The organism is Lonepinella sp. BR2357 (genome assembly GCF_051851525.1).
Classification (GTDB): domain Bacteria; phylum Pseudomonadota; class Gammaproteobacteria; order Enterobacterales; family Pasteurellaceae; genus Lonepinella.
Window position 1 is genome coordinate 52049 of the sequence record NZ_JBPDVG010000002.1, and the last position, 19605, is coordinate 71653.

Below are 19605 nucleotides of genomic sequence, written 5' to 3' on the forward strand. Positions count from 1 at the left end.
AATATAAATACATTATGGTGAGAAATATTTACTTCTTGTATGATGTAGATAAGGACAATGAAGTGGTTTATATTTTGGGGGTAAAATTCAATAATAAACGCAAAACCTTTAATTTCGTTAGTACACTAACACAAATCAAAACAATTAAGAAGTGGATAGCAGACAAGGATTTCTATTCAATTTGAAATCAAAGTGATAACAGAACAAACCTTAAAAAGAAAGAGATCACAAAAATTTCCCACCAAAATGCAAACGTTTGCTTTTTTTGCTTGAAAACTGCGGTATAATTGACCGCAGTTTTTATTTTCACTACGAAAGGACAACAGAATGGCAGAGCTTAGTCTAAAAAAAATCTATTCAGGTAAAGTGCGTGATCTTTATGAGATTGATGATAAACGGATGTTAATGGTGGCGACGGACAGGCTTTCCGCCTTTGATGTGATTCTGGATGATCCGATTCCACGCAAGGGTGAGATTTTGACTCAAATTTCTAACTTTTGGTTTAACAAATTAGCCCATATTATGCCGAATCATTTTACGGGCGATACGGTGTATGATGTGTTGCCAAAAGCCGAGGCGGATTTAGTGAAAGATCGGGCGGTGGTGTGTAAACGTTTAACGCCGATTAAAATTGAAAGCATTGTGCGTGGTTATTTAACGGGTTCTGGCTTAAAAGATTATAAACAAACTGGCACGATTTGTGGCTTGGAACTGCCGAAAGGGTTAGTGGAGGCAAGCAAATTGCCCGAACCGATTTTTACGCCGTCTAGCAAAGAAGAGGTGGGCGATCACGATATTAATATTAGTTATGCAGAATGTGAACGTCAAATTGGGGCGGAGTTAGCGGCGCAAGTGCGTGATTCAGCGATTGCGTTATATAAAGCGGCGGCAAATTATGCCTTGACGAAAGGTATTATTATTTGCGACACTAAATTTGAATTTGGTTTAGATGAAAACGGGACATTGACCTTGATGGACGAGGTGTTAACGCCAGATTCTAGCCGTTTTTGGTCGGTGGACACTTATCAAGAGGGCAGCAATCCGCCGTCCTTTGATAAGCAATTTGTGCGTGACTGGTTGGAGCAAAGTGGTTGGAATAAGCAACCGCCTGCGCCAAAAGTGCCAGCGGATGTGATTGAGAAAACCGTGGCAAAATATCAAGAGGCCTTGGATTTATTGACACAATAGTTGGCTGACTTTTGGTCATTTTCTTCACCAGTAGGGGAATGAAAGGGGGACATAAAGGAATATTATGCGAACGGTAGCCATTGTTGGGCTAGGTTGGTTTGGTTTGCCACTGGCTTGCGATTTACGCAATTTAGGCTGGAAAGTGAAAGGCAGTAAGCGTACTCACGAGGGTGTGGAGGAAATGCGTTTATGGCGGTTGGAAACTTATCAACTGCGATTGGAACCAGAAATCAATGCCGATCCTGACGAGTTAACAGCCTTGTTGTCGGTGGATAGTTTGGTGATTAATATTCCGCCTAGCGACTATTTTTTTGATGCGGAAAGTTATACGCAAGGCATTGAAAATCTGGTGAATGAGGCCCTGTTATGTGGGGTAAATCATATTATTTTTATCAGTTCTACTTCGGTTTTACCCATGCAAAGTGGGCGGTTTGATGAGCAATGTCAAGCGCCATTTTCGCCTTTGCATGAGATTGAACAAGTCTTGTTTACTTTGCAGGATATTGATGTAGACGTGGTGCGTTTTGGTGGGTTGATAGGCAAAGATCGCCATCCTGTGCATGCGATGGTGGGCAAGCATTATTCACAAGGCAACAGCCCAGTCAATTTGGTGCATTTAGAAGATTGTTCAAGAGCGGTGCAGAGTTTGCTAGAAACCCACGGTGGCCATCGTTTATATCATTTAGTTGCACCGCAACACCCTAAAAAAGGGGAGTATTACCCCGTGATGGCAAAGAAATTTGCCGAAAATCCACCGCACTTTGCATGTTCAGAGCAGGATCCACAACGGATTATTGTGGCGGATAAAATTTGTCAGGAATTAGATTTTGTGTACCAGTATCCAGATCCGTATTTGATGTAGCATGGTGAAAGTGCGGTTGATAAATCCAATTTTTTGGCACATAATGAATTGAATAAAACCTTAATTAACTATATATAGGACGAGTTATGTCAAACACAATTTTACAAAATCTTCCCTTAGGTCAGAAAGTCGGTATCGCCTTTTCAGGCGGTTTAGATACCAGTGCAGCGTTATTATGGATGCGTCAGAAAGGCGCTGTGCCTTACGCCTATACGGCGAATTTAGGGCAGCCAGATGAAGAGGATTACAACGCTATTCCGAAAAAGGCCATGGAATATGGGGCGGAAAATGCTCGCTTAATCGACTGTCGCAGCCAACTTGCTCATGAGGGGATCGCGGCGATTCAAGCGGGGGCGTTCCATGTATCTACGGGCGGAATTGCTTATTTTAACACCACGCCATTGGGCCGTGCGGTGACTGGTACCATGTTAGTTTCAGCCATGAAAGAAGATGATGTGAATATCTGGGGCGACGGTTCTACGTTCAAAGGTAACGATATTGAGCGTTTTTATCGTTATGGCTTGTTAACTAATCCGAATTTAAAAATCTATAAACCTTGGTTAGACGATCTATTTATCCACGAATTAGGCGGTCGTCACGAGATGTCTGAATTCTTGATTGCCAACGGTTTTGATTACAAAATGTCGGTGGAAAAAGCCTATTCAACGGATTCCAATATGTTGGGTGCTACTCACGAGGCGAAAGATTTGGAATTTTTAAGCCGTGGTATTCGCATTGTGAATCCAATTATGGGTGTCCCTTTCTGGCGTGAAGATGTGGAAATCAAAGCAGAAGAAGTCACCGTACGTTTTGAAGAAGGGGTGCCAGTGGCATTAAATGGCAAAACCTTTAGCAATATCGTCGAGCTTTTCTTAGAGGCCAATCGTATCGGTGGTCGCCATGGTTTGGGTATGTCGGATCAAATTGAAAACCGTATTATTGAAGCTAAATCCCGTGGTATTTACGAGGCACCGGGGATGGCCTTGTTCCACATTGCTTATGAACGTTTAGTTACTGCGATTCACAATGAGGACACCATTGAGCAATATCGTATTAATGGTTTGCGTTTAGGTCGCTTATTGTATCAAGGTCGTTGGTTCGATCCGCAAGCCTTAATGTTGCGTGAAACCGCCCAACGTTGGGTGGCGAAAGCGGTAACAGGTGAAGTGGTGTTAGAATTACGTCGTGGTAATGACTATTCGATTTTGAATACCTCCTCTCCGAATATGACCTATCACCCTGAACGTTTAAGTATGGAAAAAGTCGAAAATGCGCCGTTTGATCCGGTGGATCGTATCGGTCAATTAACCATGCGTAATCTTGATATTTTAGATACTCGTGACAAGTTAGGCATCTATTCAAACACTGGCTTGTTAGCCGTGTCAAAAGAAATTGCCTTACCGCAGTTGAAGAAATAAATCTTGTCGACATAATTTGCCCCCTGATGGTAACCATTAGGGGGCATTTTTATCGGCGACATTCCTTGTCGCCTTGGGTTTTCCTGTTATTTTAAGCAGCTCGCATAGCTGTCAGCGGTAAATTGTAAGAATTGGCTATACGCATTTTTGCCTAATTTCACGCTGTCGCCCATTGGGTCTAAACGACCAACTTTCACACCGGTGCTTTTCGCCAAGCTATTAATCACTTTCGGGGTAAATTGCGGTTCCGCAAATAAGCAGTTGACTTTGTGTTCTTCAATTTCTTCTTTGATATGCGCAATGGTTTTGGCGCCCGGAGCCACTAACGGATTGATAGTAAATGCACCGGTTTGGTTTAATCCATAGGCACTGTTGAAGTAACCGTAAGCGTCATGGAATACAAAGAACCCTTTGTCTTTAAATGCACTTAATTGTTGGGTAATTTCACTATTTTTCTCTTGCAAAGTGCGGTTGAAATTCGCCAAGTTTTCTGCAATTAAGGCTTTTTTCGCCGGGAATTGAGCGGTTAATTTTTCCGCTAATTGATTGGCGACTAATTGGCTGATTTTTGGTGAATACCAAATATGCCAGTTTACGGTTAAGCCATTTTCATCCACTTCATGGTGATGACCGTCGTGATCATGGTCGTGATCGGCGTGGTCATGATCGTGATCATCATGGTCGTGATCATGATCATCATCATCTCCGTCATCATGATGATGGTGATGGGCGGATTTTTCTAATAAGGCCGTGACGCCCTCGATATCAGCAATGGTGACGACTTTTTTACTGTCCGCTTGGGCAATAGGTTTGGTTAAAAAACTGTCGACGTCTTTACCGATCCATAACACTAAATCTGCCGATTTGATTTTTTGAATATCGGTAGGCTTTAAATTGTAATCATGAGGAGAGGCGCCCGCTGGCACGATAATTTGGGTATCCAATACGCCGTCTGCAATGGAAGAGGCAATAAAACCGAGCGGTTTGACTGACGTGACAATATCAGCTTGAGCACTGAATGCAGCGGCTAAAATGGCACTCGCAATGGCTGTTTTTGTTAATTTTGACATAATAATTTCCTTACTTAATAACCAAAAGTGCGGATAGATTACGCTAAATTTGACAAAAAAGCCATCTTTTTTTTTGTTAAAAAATAAGATTATTGCGTGGTATGAAGTAATTTATCAATGACCCGAGAAACCGCAAAAAAACCAAAAGTGGCTGTCATCATGGTTGCCGCACCGAAACCATTGGCACAATTCATGCTCGCAGAGATCTCACAATTCTCACGCATTTGGGGAAAAATTAACGGCTGTGTGGAGAAAACTGCCTCAACGCCAAATTTTCGTTTAGGATTTTGGCTAAAATGGTAGTCTTTACGTAAGGTAGAACGCACTTTTGCTAGTAGCGGATCTTGAATGGTTTTGCTTAAATCGGCAATTTGAATTTGGGTGGGATCGGTTTGTCCACCTGCGCCACCAATGGTAATCACCTTGATTTTGTTCCGTTTACAATAAGCGATTAACGCAGATTTGGTTTTTACGCTATCAATGGCGTCAATCACATAATCGTAGTCAGCGGTTAAATAGTTGGCTAAATTTTCACTAGAAAGAAAGTCGTCAATAATATTAACTTGGCATTCAGGGTTGATTAAGTTAATCCGTTCCGCCATCACCTCAGTTTTCAACTTACCAATATTGCCCGTTAAGGCGGGCAGTTGGCGATTAATATTGGTCACACAAATGTCGTCCATATCGATCATGGTAATTTTACCGATACCTGAGCGAGCCAGTGCCTCGACCACCCAAGACCCCACGCCACCAATGCCGATCACACAAATATGGCTTTGGCGTAGGCGCACTAAACCATTGGGCGTATACAACCGCCCAATGCCACCGAAACGCTGTTCAAAATTATCGATTTTTTCTGTCATGAAATTAACGTAACACCCAAACTCGGCCGTAATGTTTGGTCAAGCCAGCAAAATGGCCTGCTTGATCGCCAATACCATAGTATAAATCAAAGTGTTGGCCATTCACCGCACCACCAACATCAAGGGCAACCATGAGATGTAATTTGTGTGCGCCAGTCCAATTACCATTGCGGTCAATTTCTGGCACTTCGACTAATAAAACGGTACCTGATGGCACAATGTTACGATCGGAGGCGACGGCGGCCATGGAAACTAAAGGCACGCCTGCGGAGCCTTTTACTTGTCCTGTTGGATCATTTTTGAAGAACACATAAGACGGATTGCGTTCTAGCAAGCCTCGCACACGAGATGGGTTGCGTTGTCCCCATTCACGAATGGCTTTAATTGACATTTGTTCTTTCGGCACTTCGCCATCTTCTACCAGTAAACGGCCAACAGAGGTGTATTTAAAGCCATTTTGGCCCGCATAAGCGAGGTAATTTAAGCGACCATCCCCGAAATCCACATAACCACTGCCTTGCACGCCCAGTAAGAAATTGTCTAACATGGAATCGCTGTAAGCCAATTCTAAGCCTTTCCCCGCCAAGGCGCCTGCATAAATTTGGGCACGGGAGAAACGCTTATTGGCTGGCATGGCGTAAATCGGTTGATTATACTTGCCTTGTGGCGTACGGCGTGCGTGAATCACGGGCGAATAGTAACCTGTCATCAACACATTCTGATAGTTATCCATCCCTGACATCACTTGGGAGTGAATACCATATTTGGCAAGATCACTCACTTTGGCACCGGCATTTACCCATTGTTGGATTTTGCTATAATTATTGGCGAAACGATTGGTGATACTGCTTGAATAATTACGCACATTATTTAATTGATGAATAAAGTTTTTTGAGTTCACAATGGCGCTGTTATTATCAATTTTTGATACGGGGGTAAATACGGCGGTGGAATAGGTTCTGCCACTGTATTTTGCCCCAAGTTTCTGCATGTCCGTATTGCCTACATTGGCTTTTACGGCTTGTTGAGGTTGCGTTTTTTGGGAAGAACAAGCGACCAATAAGGCAGAAAGTGTTAGAATTGCCAGTTTGTATGAGGTGCGTTTTGATATCATGGGGTGAAATCCTAAATTAAACAAATCCGAAAATAAGACCCAATATGCTATCAAAATTTAACCACTAACCCTAGTTTTTTTTATCCTTTTTGTTGGTTTTTACGGCAAACAAACGGATTTCAGGGATTTTTGCTTGCATTGCGGATTTTTCAGTGTATATTACACCGCATCAGACGCGGGGTGGAGCAGCTTGGTAGCTCGTCGGGCTCATAACCCGAAGGTCGTTGGTTCAAATCCGGCCCCCGCAACCAAATTCAAAAAAGCGTTAATCACAAGGTTAACGCTTTTTTACTTTTTATCTTAGGCGAAACATTTTAAGGTTTTGGTTAATCGGTCAACCCCTTGTAAGAGATCTTGTTCACTGATATTTAATGCGGGTGCAAAACGTAACACATTCGGTCCAGCCACTAAAATCATTAAACCATGATCGGTGGCTGCTGTTACAAATTCACTGGCTTTACCTTGGTATTTTTCAATTAATTCTGCACCAATTAATAACCCCTCGCCTCTAATTTCCTTAAATAAATGAAATTGTTCATTTAATTTAGTTAATTCGGCTTTAAATAGTGCAGAAGTGCGGTTAACTTGAGCCAAAAATTGATCATCAGCAATGGTGTCAATCACTTTTTCGGCGACAGCACAAGCCAATGGATTTCCCCCAAAGGTGGTGCCGTGTACACCTGGTGCAAAACTTTTAGCAATTTCTGTGGTGGTCAGCATGGCACTAATTGGAAAGCCATTACCTAAGGCTTTGGCCGTGGTGAGAATATCAGGGATGACACCATATCTTTGATACGCATACAGGTAGCCAGTACGCCCTACGCCTGTCTGTACTTCATCAAAAATCAACAAGGCGTTATTTTCATCACAAAGTTGACGTAAGCCTTGTAAAAATTCTGTGGTAGCAGGAATAATCCCACTTTCACCTTGAATGGGCTCAACAATCACCGCACAGCAACGATCATCAATCACCGCTTTTACGCTGGCTAAATCATTAAATTTAACATGAATAATATCTGCTGGTTTTGGACCAAAACCGTCCGAATATTTCGGTTGTCCTGCAACGCTGACGGTAAATAGTGTACGACCGTGGAAACTTTGTTTAAAGGAGATAATGGTGGATTTTTGATAACCGTAATTGTCCACCGCATAACGGCGAGCTAATTTTAATGCTGCCTCATTGGCTTCTGCACCTGAATTGGCGAACATGACACGCTCTGCAAAAGTATGTTGCACCAGTTTACTGGCAAGAGCAAGCGTAGGTTCGCTGGTAAACCAGTTACTTGAATGCCATAATTTTTCGCTTTGGGCTTTGAGTACATCCACAATTTCATCAGGGCAGTGACCGAGTGAATTAACGGCAATGCCGCTGGTGAAGTCAATGTATTCTTTGCCGTTTTGATCCCAGACGTAGCTGCCTTTTCCTTTGATGGGGATGAAGTTAGCGGGGGTGTAGTTTTGGATCATGACGTTGTCGAATGTGTTTCTGTTGTATTGGGGCATTTTGATCTTCCTTTATTTTTTTAGATAGGATAAAAGGATTTGATTTTTTATGCAATAGTTTTGAATAAAAATTCAGTTTTTTTAATTGAAATCGGTTTCGCCGATGGCGACCGTACTTTTCTTTGCTTGTGCAAAGAAAAGTAGGCAAAAGAAAGCACACCCCAACTTTGCCTTGTTTCCTGAAAATGATTAAATTTGCTTAACGGAAAAGTTGTCAACTCGCTTCGCTCAAACAGCACAACTTTTCCTACAAATTTAATCCTTTTCAGGCGGCAAACATGGGGACCCCGAGCCAAAAATAAAAATAGATTTGACGAAATAAAATTTGTAGGGGCGTATTGCATACGCCCATAAATGCGGAATATTTATATTTTTAGGGGAAAAAATCGAACATTAGGGCGTATGCAATACGCCCCTACAATCTTGTTCCCCGTCTGAACCGCCTGAGCGTTTTGGTATTTTTAGCTAAATTTTGCCTGTCTGAGCGTAGCGAGTTCAAAATTTAGCGTTAAGAAAATACCAAATAAGCTCAGAAAAGCGGTGAAGTCGGGGTGTGCTTTTCTTTGCCTACTTTCTTTTGCACAAGCACAAAATTCGTAGAATTTTGAACGTTGGCTTTGCCAACGGCACGAAGTGCGAGCGTAGCGAGTAAAAGAAAGTACGATCGCCCATCGGGCGAAGCCCGATCTAACCACAAACAAAAGGTTAAGTAAAAGACAAATTAAATAAAAATCTAATTCGTTCCACCCACCGTAATCTTCTCAATCTTACAAGCTGGTTGCCCCACTCCCACTGGTACACTTTGCCCATCCTTACCACACACACCAATACCGTGATCGATTTCTAAATTATCCGCTACCATAGACACCTGTTGCATGACTTCAATCCCATTACCAATCATCGTTGCCCCTTTAATTGGCTTAGTGATTTTGCCTTTTTCAATTAAATAGGCTTCCGACATGGAGAAAGTAAATTTACCCGACGTAATATCCACCTGACCGCCACCAAAGTGCGGTGCAAAAATACCCTGATCGACACTGGCGATCAAATCATCAAATTTACTTGAACCTGCCAACATATAGGTATTTGTCATACGTGGCATTGGCAAATGTGCATAGCTTTCACGGCGACCGTTGCCAGTCGGGGCAACACCCATTAAACGGGCATTCATTTTGTCTTGCATATAGCCTTGTAAAATACCGTCTTTAATCAGTACATTACATTGACTTGGCACGCCCTCATCGTCCACGGTGATGGAGCCACGGCGATTTTGTAACGTGCCGTCATCGACAATAGTACATAATGGGGAAGTGACTAACTCACCGATTTTGCCTGTAAATAATGAACTTTCTTTACGATTGAAGTCCCCCTCTAAACCATGACCGACTGCTTCATGTAATAGCACACCGGGCCAACCCGCACCCAAAATGACAGGCATTAAACCAGACGGAGCAGATACTGCATTCACATTGACTAAGGCTTGGCGAACGGCTTCTTTAGCAAAATAAACGGCTCTCTGTTCACCTAAATAGGATTCAAAAAACCAGTCTAAGCCCACTCTAGCACCCACACCAGCACTACCACGTTCACGTTTACCGTCTTTTTCTACCATAACGGAAATGGACAAGCGAATTAACGGACGAATATCAACTGCCAAGGTGCCGTCAGTGGCAACTACTAACATTTCTTCATAAAGTGCGGTGAGATTTGCCGTGACTTTAGTCACATAGGGGTTTTCTGCTCGTGCAGTGCGATCCACCAAATGCAATAATTCAATTTTCTGTTCTTTGCTTAAGGTGTTTAAAGGGTTAATCGCCGCATAACGTGCAATAGCGTTTACTTCATTAAAATGTAATGGCTTAATAATATTGCCTTGATTAGGGAGTGCAATACCTTTTACCGCATTCGCACATTGCTGTAAATTGGCTAAATTAATCTGATCAGAATAGGCAAACCCTGTTTTTTCACCACTTACTGCACGTACGCCCACACCACGATCAATATGAAAACCGCCCTCTTTAATAATGCTATCTTCTAACACCCAACTTTCATCTTGACTAAGTTGGAAATAGAGATCAGCGTAGTCGATTTGGCGGTGCGACATGATGTCGAAGATGTTTTGGAGATCGGGTAGGGAGAGATTGCTTTGGGTGAGTAGGGATTGTTGGACGTTATTTAGCATTTTGTTTTTTGTTTTTGTTAATGAATGTTGTGGTGGATTTTAACATAGAATTTGTTTTTTGTATAAATCGGTTTCGCCGACGGCGACTTACTTTTTCTTTGCTTGTGCAAAGAAAAAGTAAGCAAAAAGAAAGCACACCCCAACTTTGCCTTGTTTCCTGAAAAGGATTAAATTTGCTTAACGGAAAAGTTGTCAACTCGCTTCGCTCAAACAGCACAACTTTTCCTACAAATTTAATCCTTTTCAGGCGGCAAACATGGGGACCCCATTGGTGGTAGAATAAAATAAGGTGGAAAAACACCTAGTACTAGCGTACTAGGTTAAGCATAGTAACGCTACTCTGTAGCTTAGTAGGAAAATATCTATTTTTCAACCGCACTTTTATTTACGCTCGATCAAAACTTGGGGCCCCGTCTGAACCGCCTGAGCGTTTTGGTATTTTTAGCTAAATTTTGCTTGTCTGAGCGTAGCGAGTTCAAAATTTAGCGTGAAGAAAATACCAAATAAGCGAAGAAAAGCGGTGAAGTCGGGGTGTGCTTTTCTTTGCCTACTTTCTTTTGCACAAGCAAAAGAAAGTATGGTCGCCCATCGGGCGAAATCCGAACTTACCACAAGCAAAGAAAAAGTAAGTCGCCATCGGCGAAACCCGATTTAAAAAAGATCACATTACAACAACATCAAACTGCTCCTGCGTATAAAACACCTCAGGACGCACTTGAACCTGTTTCCCAATAAACATCTCCACTTCCGCCAACAACCCATGGCTTTCTTCCTTAATCAAATAATCCGCCACCGCTGGAGAAGCATAAATAGTAAATTGTTCACTGGAAAATAAATGATGTACCCGAATCACTTCACGCATAATTTCATAACACACGGTTTCCACTGTTTTACTGTGTCCCCGTCCTTGGCAAGCAGGGCAATCGTCACACAAAATATGTTCTAAACTTTCACGTGTACGCTTACGGGTCATTTCCACTAAACCCAGTTGAGTAAAGCCATTGACGTTAGTTTTCACCGGATCTTTACTTAACGCTTCCTGTAAGGATTGTAAGACACGTTGACGATGATCTTCGGTTTGCATATCGATAAAATCAATAATAATGATACCGCCTAAATTACGTAATTGTAATTGTTGTGCAATGGCTTGAGTGGCTTCAATATTGGTGTTAAAAATGGTTTCTTCCAAATTGCGATGACCGACAAATGCTCCAGTATTAATATCAATGGTGGTCATGGCTTCGGTTTGCTCAATAATTAAATAACCGCCAGATTTTAAATTAACTCGTTTATTTAATGCGATATTAATAGCACTTTCCACCCCATACACATCAAATAGCGGCTGATCACCAGAATATAACACTAATTTATCGGTGAGTTCAGGCATAAATTCTTCGGTAAATTCTTTTACTTCCGCAAAACATAATTTTGAATCAATACGAATTTTCTCAATGCCCTGACCAATGAAATCACGTAATACTCGTTGCGTCAGGGCTAATTCACCATAGATTTTTGTTTTCGTTTTATATTTAGCTCGGCGTTCCATGACTTTTCGCCAAACACGTTTTAAAAAATCCGCATCTTGTTTTAATTCTTCTTCACTCACCCCTTCCGCTGCGGTTCGTACAATATAACCGCCAAGTTCATCGCAATAGGGTTCGGCAAGGGCTTTGAGTCTTGCTCTTTCTTCTTCACTTTCAATACGTTGTGATACGCCCACATGGCTATTTTCTGGCATAAAGACTAAATAGCGAGAGGGGAGCGTAATATCGGTTGTCAATCTTGCCCCTTTGGTGCTGATCGGGTCTTTGACGACTTGTACCACAATATCTTGTCCCTCGTGAACTAATTGAGCAATGTCTTTCACCACAAATTGCTTTTGTTCATCTTCATTCACACATTCGGTATGTGAAACAATATCGGAGGCGTGTAGGAAAGCGGCTTTTTCTAAACCAATATCCACAAAAGCGGATTGCATGCCGGGTAAAACACGTGTTACACGACCTTTATAAATATTCCCGACAATACCACGTTTGGCTTGGCGTTCAATATGCACTTCTTTTAAAATCCCCGAGTCCATCAAGGCAATTCTGGTTTCGTTCGGGGTAATATTGACTAATAATTCAACGGAATTCATTTGAGTTCCAACTTCCTAAATTTAAAAATGATGACCTAGGATAGCGAAAAGTAAAATAGAAATACAAGCACAAATCAGGTAAAATGTGACCTTTCTCAAATTTATGTGAATTTTATGATTGATTTTCGTCCTTTTTATCAACAAATTGCCACTACTAATTTATCGGCGTGGTTGGAAACATTGCCTTTGCAACTCAAACAATGGGAAAAACAAACCCATGGTGATTATGCTAAATGGGCAAAAGTCGTAGATTTTTTACCGCACTTAACGGCTGATCAGATTGATTTAAAAACTGCGGTGAAATCGGTGCGAGATTTGCCATTGTCAGACGGTGAACAACAGCGTTTGGTTTATCATCTCAAACAGCTTATGCCGTGGCGAAAAGGGCCTTATCATCTGTATGGCGTACATATTGATTGTGAATGGCGATCAGATTTTAAATGGGATCGGGTATTACCGCATTTAGCCCCATTGCAAGATCGCACCATTTTAGATGTGGGCTGTGGCAGTGGCTATCACATGTGGCGAATGGTTGGCGAGGGGGCTAAAATGGTGGTCGGTATTGATCCGACAGAATTATTTTTATGCCAATTTGAAGCGGTTCGTAAACTGCTCAATCATGACCGCCGAGCGAATTTAATTCCTTTAGGCATTGAACAAATGCAACCGTTGGGTGTGTTTGATACGGTGTTTTCAATGGGCGTGTTATATCATCGCAAATCACCGTTAGATCACCTAAGCCAGCTGAAAGATCAGCTTCGCAAAGGGGGCGAGTTAGTGCTAGAAACCTTGGTGATTGATGGTGATGTGAATACCGTACTGGTGCCAGCAGATCGTTATGCCAAAATGAAAAATGTGTATTTTATTCCCTCTGTTGCCTGTTTGATTAACTGGTTACAGAAAGTAGGCTTTAGTCATGTGCGTTGTGTGGATCAAGCCATGACGACATTAGAAGAACAGCGTAAAACAGATTGGTTAGATAATGAAAGCCTGATTGATTTTTTAGATCCAGAAGATCACAGTAAAACCATTGAGGGCTATCCTGCACCGAAACGGGCGGTCATTATTGCCAATAAATAAAATTAAGGTGCGAATAAACGCACCTTGTGCTTTATTATTTCACTTGATTAATCAAAAACTGGGTGAGCAGCCCAACAGGTCGCCCTGTGGCACCTTTATTCGCCCCTTGTAACCAAGCTGTGCCAGCAATATCTAAATGTGCCCAAGGGTATTTGGTCGCAAAATTGGATAAAAACGCCCCTGCCGTAATGGCACCACCAAAACGTCCGCCAATATTGGCTAAATCGGCAAAATTCGATTTAAGCTGCTCTTGATATTCTTCGCTTAACGGTAAACGCCATGCTTTATCTTGGCTTTGTTGTGAGGCTTGCAATAATTGGGCAGAAAGATCATCATCGCTCGAAACTAAACCACTGTTATGCTGACCTAATGCAATCATACAAGCCCCCGTTAAGGTGGCAATATCAATCACACATTCAGGATCAAAACGTTCAACGTAAGTCAATGTATCACACAATACTAAACGTCCCTCTGCATCAGTATTTAGCACTTCTACAGTTAATCCATTCATGGTGGTTAGAATATCACCGGGACGATAAGCATTGCCGTCAGGTAGGTTTTCACAACCTGCCAACACGCCAATCACATTGAGGGGTAATTGCAATTCAACTAAAGCGTTCATCACACCCAAGACACTCGCTGCACCGCACATATCGTATTTCATTTCGTCCATCTCAGCGGCTGGCTTAAGCGAAATACCGCCCGCATCAAAGGTTAATCCTTTTCCCACTAACACGATAGGTTTTGCATTGGGATTAGGGTGATTTTTATAGTCTAAAATACTCAGTTTAGCTTCATTGTGTGAACCACGCGAAACGGCTAAATAAGCGTTCATACCTAATTTCGCCATGTCTTTTTCATCTAACACGGTGGTGGTTAAAAGTGCGGTGCGTTTTTCAAGATTTTTTGCTTGTTCACTTAAATAGCTTGGTGTACACACATTCGGTGGGCAATTTGCCACATCTTTGGCTATTTTTACTCCTAAAGCAATGGCTTTCGCATGCTGAACCGCTTGTTCTGCTTGTGGCACATCCGTATGGAAAATAATTTCGCTTAATTTGTGTTGAACGTCGCTTTTCTTGCTTTTAAATTGATCGAAAATATACTCTTCAGCGGCAAAGGTTTCGAGAGCAAAACGAACATTCCAATATAAATCACGATCTTTAATGTTGACATCCGTTAAGCCATTCACCAAGGTTTTGGTGGCGGTTTGTTTGACGAATTGAATGGCTTTTTGAGCAATCTGTTTAAATTCACGCTCACTGATTTCACCTTGTTTGCCTGCGCCGACTAAAATTAAACGTTGCCCATGTTGGCGTAATAAGCTGATTTGCCCGATTTTTCCTGAAATTTCACCGCACTTGATAAGCGCACTTATTTCCCCTGTGTTATCAAATTGTTTGGCCGTATTTGACAGTTCGCCTTGTTCAAAAATAGCGAGTAAAATGGCATCTGCACTGGAAAGTGTGGTGGTGTTTGCTGAATATTTCATCTGTTTTCCTACTGTTTTTATCGTTAAAAATAGGGTATCATAGCCGACTAGCTTTATACCGACAAAGCGCGGTTTAAATTACCCCAATTTTTATAAATTGCAAGTAAAATCTTGTGATGAAAGACTTGCAATACAAGAACAGGCATAACGTGATTTTAAATAGATATTTATTCAAGGAAGTATTCAAAAGCCAAGTGGCTATTTTGTTTATTTTACTTCTGATTTTCTTTTGTCAACAATTAGTTAGGGTGTTAGGTTCAGCGGCAAATGGTAAAGTGCCTGCGGATTTAGTGGTATCTTTGCTTGGACTAGGTATGCCAACCATGGCGCAGTTAATGTTGCCATTGTCCTTATTTATTGCGATCTTACTCACGTTAGGGCGATTATACGCAGAAAGTGAAATTACCGTGATGCGAGCTTGTGGCGTGGGTTCTCGCCTATTGGTGAAAGTGGTGTTGATTTTATCGGTGTTTACCGCAGGATTAGCTGCTTACAATGCGCTCTGGCTTTCACCTTGGGCGATCAAAAAACAAACCGAAATTGTGGAAGATGCCAAAGCCAATCCACGTATGGCCGCCTTAAGTTCGGGTCAGTTTATGTCCTCCGATAATGGCGATTTTGTTTTATTTATCAATGAGATTAGCCAGAATAAAATTCATGATGTGTATATTTTCCAAATGAAACCAAAGAAAAATTTTAAACCGGCGGTGGTGACAGCGGAAACGGGCGAGTTAACCTCCTTGCCTAATGGTGACCAGTTGTTAAGTTTGGAAAATAGCCAACGCATTGAGGGAACGGCGGTATTACCGGATTTTCGAGTGACCAATTTTGCACAATATCATGCGTATTTAGGCCATCAAATCGCAGATGCCAAAGAGTCTGATGAGGCCGCCGTGCTAAATTTTGCCGAGTTAACGCAAGCCAAATCCAATGCCGCAAAAGCTGAACTCCATTGGCGGCTTACCTTGGTGTTGGCGGTGCCATTAATGGCCTTATTGGCGGTGCCGTTAAGCCGTGTGAATCCACGTCAAGGCAGATTTGCGAAAATTTTACCCGCACTTTTATTGTATTTAATCTATTTTTTAGCACAAAGTTCCTTGAAATCCTCGGGTGGCGCTGGAAAACTTGACGCAAGTTTATGGATGCCGTTGGTGAATGTGATTTTCTTTGTGTTGGGTATCGTGTTAAATAGTTGGGAAACGGCATTTATGTATAAAATGCGTAATTTGCTCAATAAACCAAAGGCGGCATAGAAAAATGATGATGAATACCTTAGAACGTTATATTGGCAAAAGTATTTTAGGCACCATTTTTGCGACCTTGCTCACCTTGGTAGGGTTATCGGCGATTATTAAATTTGTGGAACAATTTCGTAGCGTCGGAAAAGGCTCTTACGACAGTCTGCAAGCGATTGTATATACGCTGTTGACCATGCCAAAAGATGTGGAAACTTTTTTCCCGATGGCCGCCTTATTGGGCGCTTTAATTGCCTTAGGCAATTTGGCGAGCCGTAGTGAATTGATTGTCATGCAATCTGCCGGTTTTTCACGTTTAAAAATTGGTTTGGCCGTGATGAAAACCGCTTTACCCTTGGTGATCTTAACCATGATTATTGGTGAATGGGGCATTCCGCAAACAGAACAATATGCCCGAGATATGCGGGCTAAAGCCATTTCGGGTGGTTCCATTATGTCCGTCAAAAATGGCGTGTGGGCGAAAGACGGCAATGATTTTATTTTTGTGCGAACCATTAATGAAGGGGCAAAATTAAATGATATTTATATTTATCATTTTAATGAGCAACGTAAACTTGAGCAAATGACCCATGCCAATCAGGGGATGTATGAAGAGGGTGAATGGGTTCTCAAGAATATTAATACGTCGCAAATTAGTGAAGAACAGGTGACGACCAAAAATAAATTAATGGATAAATGGAAAACCAATCTGACACCAGATAAATTAGGCATTGTATCGTTAAGACCCACATCATTGTCTATTTCCGGCTTATCCGATTACATTAGCTTTTTAAAGCAAACTGGCCAAGATAGCAAAAAATTTGAATTAACCTATTGGCGGAAATTATTCCAACCGATTTCCGTTGGCGTGATGATGTTGCTCGCTTTATCCTTTATTTTCGGCCCACTGCGTAGCGTGACCGCTGGTGCCAGAATTGTGGCGGGGATTTGTTTTGGTTTCTTGTTCTATGTGGTGAATGAGATTTTTGGGCCATTAAGTTTAGTCTATAACGTTCCACCTTTAGCGGGCGCCTTAATGCCCAGTTTGCTGTTTTTGATCATTACTTGGTGGCTGTTGAGTCGGAAACGGGATTAATTCACAACAAGAAAGAGTTGATGGGAATCAACTCTTTTTGTTTATGTTCAATCTGTTTTTTCTATTATTCAAACAGTTCTTTATGCAATGCACGCACCACATCATCAGCTTGATGGCTTGGGACTAAGGTGCAAATATTATTGGTACTCGCACCGTAGCTGATCATGCGGATATGGTATTGTTCAAGCGCACCGAATACACGTTTGGCGACGCCTGAGGCAATATGTAAGTCATTGCCAATTAAGGCAACCAAGGATAATCCCGTATCCACTTTTACTGTACAAACTTCGCTTAATTCCGCTAACAATTCACTGGAAAGCAGATCCGCACCAGAGGAGGCGGAACCCGTTTTATCAAGGGTTAATGCCACGCTAACTTCGGAAGTGGTGATGGTATCTACGGAAATTTTATGTTTAGCTAAGATACCGAAAACGTTGGCTAAAAAACCTTGCGCATGCAGCATGTTTAGGCTTGATAAGGTGAGTAGGGTTTGATCACGGCGTAGGGCAATGGCACGAAACGTCGGACGGGGTTGCGGATCACGAGTCACCCAAGTGCCGCCGTCTTGCGGAGCTTTGCTTGAACCCACATAAACGGGGATATTACTGCGTACGGCAGGAAGTAATGTAGCAGGGTGCAAGACTTTGGCGCCAAAGGTCGCCATTTCAGCGGCTTCCGCAAAGCTCATGGTATCAATACGTTGTGCATTTGGTACAATGCGAGGATCGGTGGTGTAAATGCCGGCAACATCCGTCCAAATTAACACATCTTTGGCATTTAATACTTCCGCAATTAAGGCGGCAGAGTAGTCAGAACCGCCACGGCCTAAAGTCGTGGTTTTGCCCTCTGCATCACGTCCGATAAAGCCTTGTGTAATCACCAATTCTCCCCGATTAATCAGCGGTTTTAAAATCAGATCACTGTTTTTCTGGGTTAATTCATCATCGGGTGCGGCTTTGCCGAAATGGCTATTGGTGGCCACAATGGTACGGACATCCACCCAAGTGGCTTGTGCATTTAATTCACGCAACACTTCAATGAAAATATGGGTTGACATCATTTCACCGTGACTGATTAATTCATCAGTTAGAGCGGGGGAGGTCGCTAAGCTAGCGGCCTCAGAAAGTGATTCAATATTATTTAATAAACGCTCAATTTCTGGGCGAACGAGCGTATCATTTTTTAATTCAAGCAAAATATTTTCTTGAATTTGACGGATTTCACCAATTAATTTTTTCCGTTGTGCGCCGTCTACACCGTTGGCTAAGGCCACTAACAGGTTGGTGACGCCCGCCGAGGCCGATAAAACGACTACTCGGGTATTGGGATCTGCGATCACGATATTGGCACAGGCGACCATGGCAGCATGGTTGGCCACACTGGTGCCACCGAATTTAGCGATAGATAAATGCGACATAAAATGTTCTCCAAAAAATAAAACAAATAACGAAAAGTATAGAAATATCGGTTTAATGAAATTTTGTCAATATTTTTATGTGAATTTCAGGGGAAAAAATAAAAGCGCCTGAAATTTTATCCATAAATGATTGCGTCTGGCGGATAAAGTGCGGTAAAATGTGGCATATTTTTTATTCTAAGATTTTAATATGACAACAGAACAAGCAACAGCACAAACAGAAGTACAAGCGGACACACAAACAGCACAAGTGGCGCCACAAGCTCAGCAGGAAAGCGCCAACACAGAGAACGTAAGACATTCCAATAAAGAAGTGATTGCGTATTTGGCGGAAAAATTCCCCCTTTGTTTTAGTGTCGAGGGTGAGGCAAAACCGTTAAAAATTGGCTTATTCCAAGATTTAGCTGAGGCGTTAGCGGATGATGAATTTGTTAGCAAAACCCAGTTACGTTATGCGTTACGTCAGTACACGTCTAATTGGCGTTATTTACATGGTTGTCGTTTAGGTGCAGAGCGCGTGGATTTACAAGGTAATCCTGTTGGTGTGCTTGAGCAAGAGCATGTTGAACATGCACAACAACAATTAGCCGAGGCGAAAGCAAAATTGGCGGAAAAACGTGCGGCAGAAAAAGCAGCAGCAAAAGAAAAAATGAAAAAACGCCCTGCTCGTAAGCCACAGCACAATAAACCGTATAATAAAGCTAATAACAAGTCAGTAAATGCGCATGCGGCCAGTGCGAATTCCGCAGAAAAAGCACAGAAATTGACCGCAGTTTCTTTGGCGAGCTTAAAGCAAAATGCACGGATTAAAGTCAAAGTAGGCGAAAGTGTGAAAAGTGCGGTGATTTTAGAAATAGTTAAAGATACGGCACGTGTGCAATTAGATAATGGTTTGGTGATGAATGTCACCGCAGATCGTTTATTTGCATAATATGCTTTTCATGCCGT

The 19605-nt window shown here is 42.1% G+C and carries 16 protein-coding genes and 1 tRNA gene; 9 read left to right on the forward strand and 8 right to left on the reverse strand.

What is annotated here, in order from left to right:
* Positions 1-327: 327 nt before the first annotated feature.
* The 3 genes from ACTG7L_RS01525 (at position 328) to argG (ending at position 3468) form a co-directional block, all read left to right on the forward strand.
* A complete protein-coding gene (locus tag ACTG7L_RS01525) occupies positions 328-1188 on the forward strand; it encodes a phosphoribosylaminoimidazolesuccinocarboxamide synthase (protein ID WP_439287210.1) in 861 nt (286 codons plus the stop codon).
* A 64-nt stretch (positions 1189-1252) separates the two neighbouring features.
* Positions 1253-2050 carry an SDR family NAD(P)-dependent oxidoreductase gene (locus tag ACTG7L_RS01530; protein ID WP_439287211.1) on the forward strand — a complete coding sequence of 266 codons (798 nt, stop codon included), beginning with the start codon at positions 1253-1255 and terminating at the stop codon, positions 2048-2050.
* 86 nt (positions 2051-2136) lie between these two features.
* Positions 2137-3468 carry an argininosuccinate synthase gene (gene argG, locus ACTG7L_RS01535; RefSeq protein WP_439256661.1) on the forward strand — a complete coding sequence of 444 codons (1332 nt, stop codon included), beginning with the start codon at positions 2137-2139 and terminating at the stop codon, positions 3466-3468.
* Between the two features lie 86 nt (positions 3469-3554).
* Here argG and znuA read toward each other — a convergent pair whose 3' ends face one another.
* From znuA to mltA, 3 genes are all read right to left on the reverse strand, one after another.
* Positions 3555-4538, reverse strand: a complete 984-nt coding sequence (gene znuA, locus ACTG7L_RS01540) for a zinc ABC transporter substrate-binding protein ZnuA (RefSeq protein ID WP_439287212.1) — start codon at positions 4536-4538, stop codon at positions 3555-3557.
* 89 nt (positions 4539-4627) lie between these two features.
* Complete coding sequence (gene tcdA / locus ACTG7L_RS01545) at positions 4628-5401, reverse strand: tRNA cyclic N6-threonylcarbamoyladenosine(37) synthase TcdA (RefSeq protein ID WP_439287213.1); 774 nt, start codon at positions 5399-5401, stop codon at positions 4628-4630.
* 4 nt (positions 5402-5405) lie between these two features.
* Entirely contained in the window at positions 5406-6515 is a 1110-nt protein-coding gene (mltA, locus tag ACTG7L_RS01550) for a murein transglycosylase A (protein WP_439287214.1), read from the reverse strand.
* Between the two features lie 174 nt (positions 6516-6689).
* On the opposite strand from mltA, the gene ACTG7L_RS01555 reads away from it, so the two are divergent.
* Positions 6690-6766, forward strand: a tRNA-Met gene (locus ACTG7L_RS01555).
* Between the two features lie 49 nt (positions 6767-6815).
* Here the strand turns inward: ACTG7L_RS01555 and ACTG7L_RS01560 are convergent.
* On the reverse strand, positions 6816-8018 hold the full coding sequence (locus ACTG7L_RS01560; protein WP_439287215.1) for an aspartate aminotransferase family protein: 1203 nt from the start codon (positions 8016-8018) through the stop codon (positions 6816-6818).
* A 733-nt stretch (positions 8019-8751) separates the two neighbouring features.
* Positions 8752-10200, reverse strand: a complete 1449-nt coding sequence (gene tldD / locus ACTG7L_RS01565) for a metalloprotease TldD (RefSeq protein ID WP_439287216.1) — start codon at positions 10198-10200, stop codon at positions 8752-8754.
* A gap of 487 nt (positions 10201-10687) precedes the next feature.
* On the opposite strand from tldD, the gene ACTG7L_RS01570 reads away from it, so the two are divergent.
* Positions 10688-10855, forward strand: coding sequence for a hypothetical protein (locus tag ACTG7L_RS01570; protein ID WP_439287217.1), 168 nt, complete (start codon positions 10688-10690; stop codon positions 10853-10855).
* A gap of 6 nt (positions 10856-10861) precedes the next feature.
* On the opposite strand, the gene rng is transcribed toward ACTG7L_RS01570, so the two are convergent.
* Positions 10862-12337, reverse strand: coding sequence for a ribonuclease G (rng, locus tag ACTG7L_RS01575; protein WP_439287218.1), 1476 nt, complete (start codon positions 12335-12337; stop codon positions 10862-10864).
* 114 nt (positions 12338-12451) lie between these two features.
* Between rng and cmoB the strand changes: the two genes are divergently transcribed.
* Complete coding sequence (cmoB, locus tag ACTG7L_RS01580) at positions 12452-13417, forward strand: tRNA 5-methoxyuridine(34)/uridine 5-oxyacetic acid(34) synthase CmoB (RefSeq protein WP_439287219.1); 966 nt, start codon at positions 12452-12454, stop codon at positions 13415-13417.
* Positions 13418-13451: 34 nt separating this feature from the next.
* On the opposite strand, the gene ACTG7L_RS01585 is transcribed toward cmoB, so the two are convergent.
* Positions 13452-14909, reverse strand: coding sequence for a leucyl aminopeptidase (locus ACTG7L_RS01585; RefSeq protein WP_439287220.1), 1458 nt, complete (start codon positions 14907-14909; stop codon positions 13452-13454).
* A 149-nt stretch (positions 14910-15058) separates the two neighbouring features.
* On the opposite strand from ACTG7L_RS01585, the gene lptF reads away from it, so the two are divergent.
* Both lptF and lptG read left to right on the forward strand, forming a co-directional pair.
* The gene (gene lptF / locus ACTG7L_RS01590) at positions 15059-16162 is read left to right on the forward strand and encodes an LPS export ABC transporter permease LptF (RefSeq protein WP_439256864.1); all 1104 of its coding nucleotides are present in this window, start codon (positions 15059-15061) and stop codon (positions 16160-16162) included.
* A gap of 7 nt (positions 16163-16169) precedes the next feature.
* The gene (lptG, locus tag ACTG7L_RS01595; protein ID WP_439287311.1) at positions 16170-17240 is read left to right on the forward strand and encodes an LPS export ABC transporter permease LptG; all 1071 of its coding nucleotides are present in this window, start codon (positions 16170-16172) and stop codon (positions 17238-17240) included.
* Positions 17241-17304: 64 nt separating this feature from the next.
* On the opposite strand, the gene lysC is transcribed toward lptG, so the two are convergent.
* Entirely contained in the window at positions 17305-18657 is a 1353-nt protein-coding gene (gene lysC / locus ACTG7L_RS01600; RefSeq protein ID WP_439241120.1) for a lysine-sensitive aspartokinase 3, read from the reverse strand.
* Positions 18658-18847: 190 nt separating this feature from the next.
* Here lysC and proQ point away from each other — a divergent pair, with 190 nt between their 5' ends.
* Positions 18848-19588, forward strand: coding sequence for an RNA chaperone ProQ (proQ, locus tag ACTG7L_RS01605; RefSeq protein ID WP_439287221.1), 741 nt, complete (start codon positions 18848-18850; stop codon positions 19586-19588).
* Positions 19589-19605: the final 17 nt, after the last annotated feature.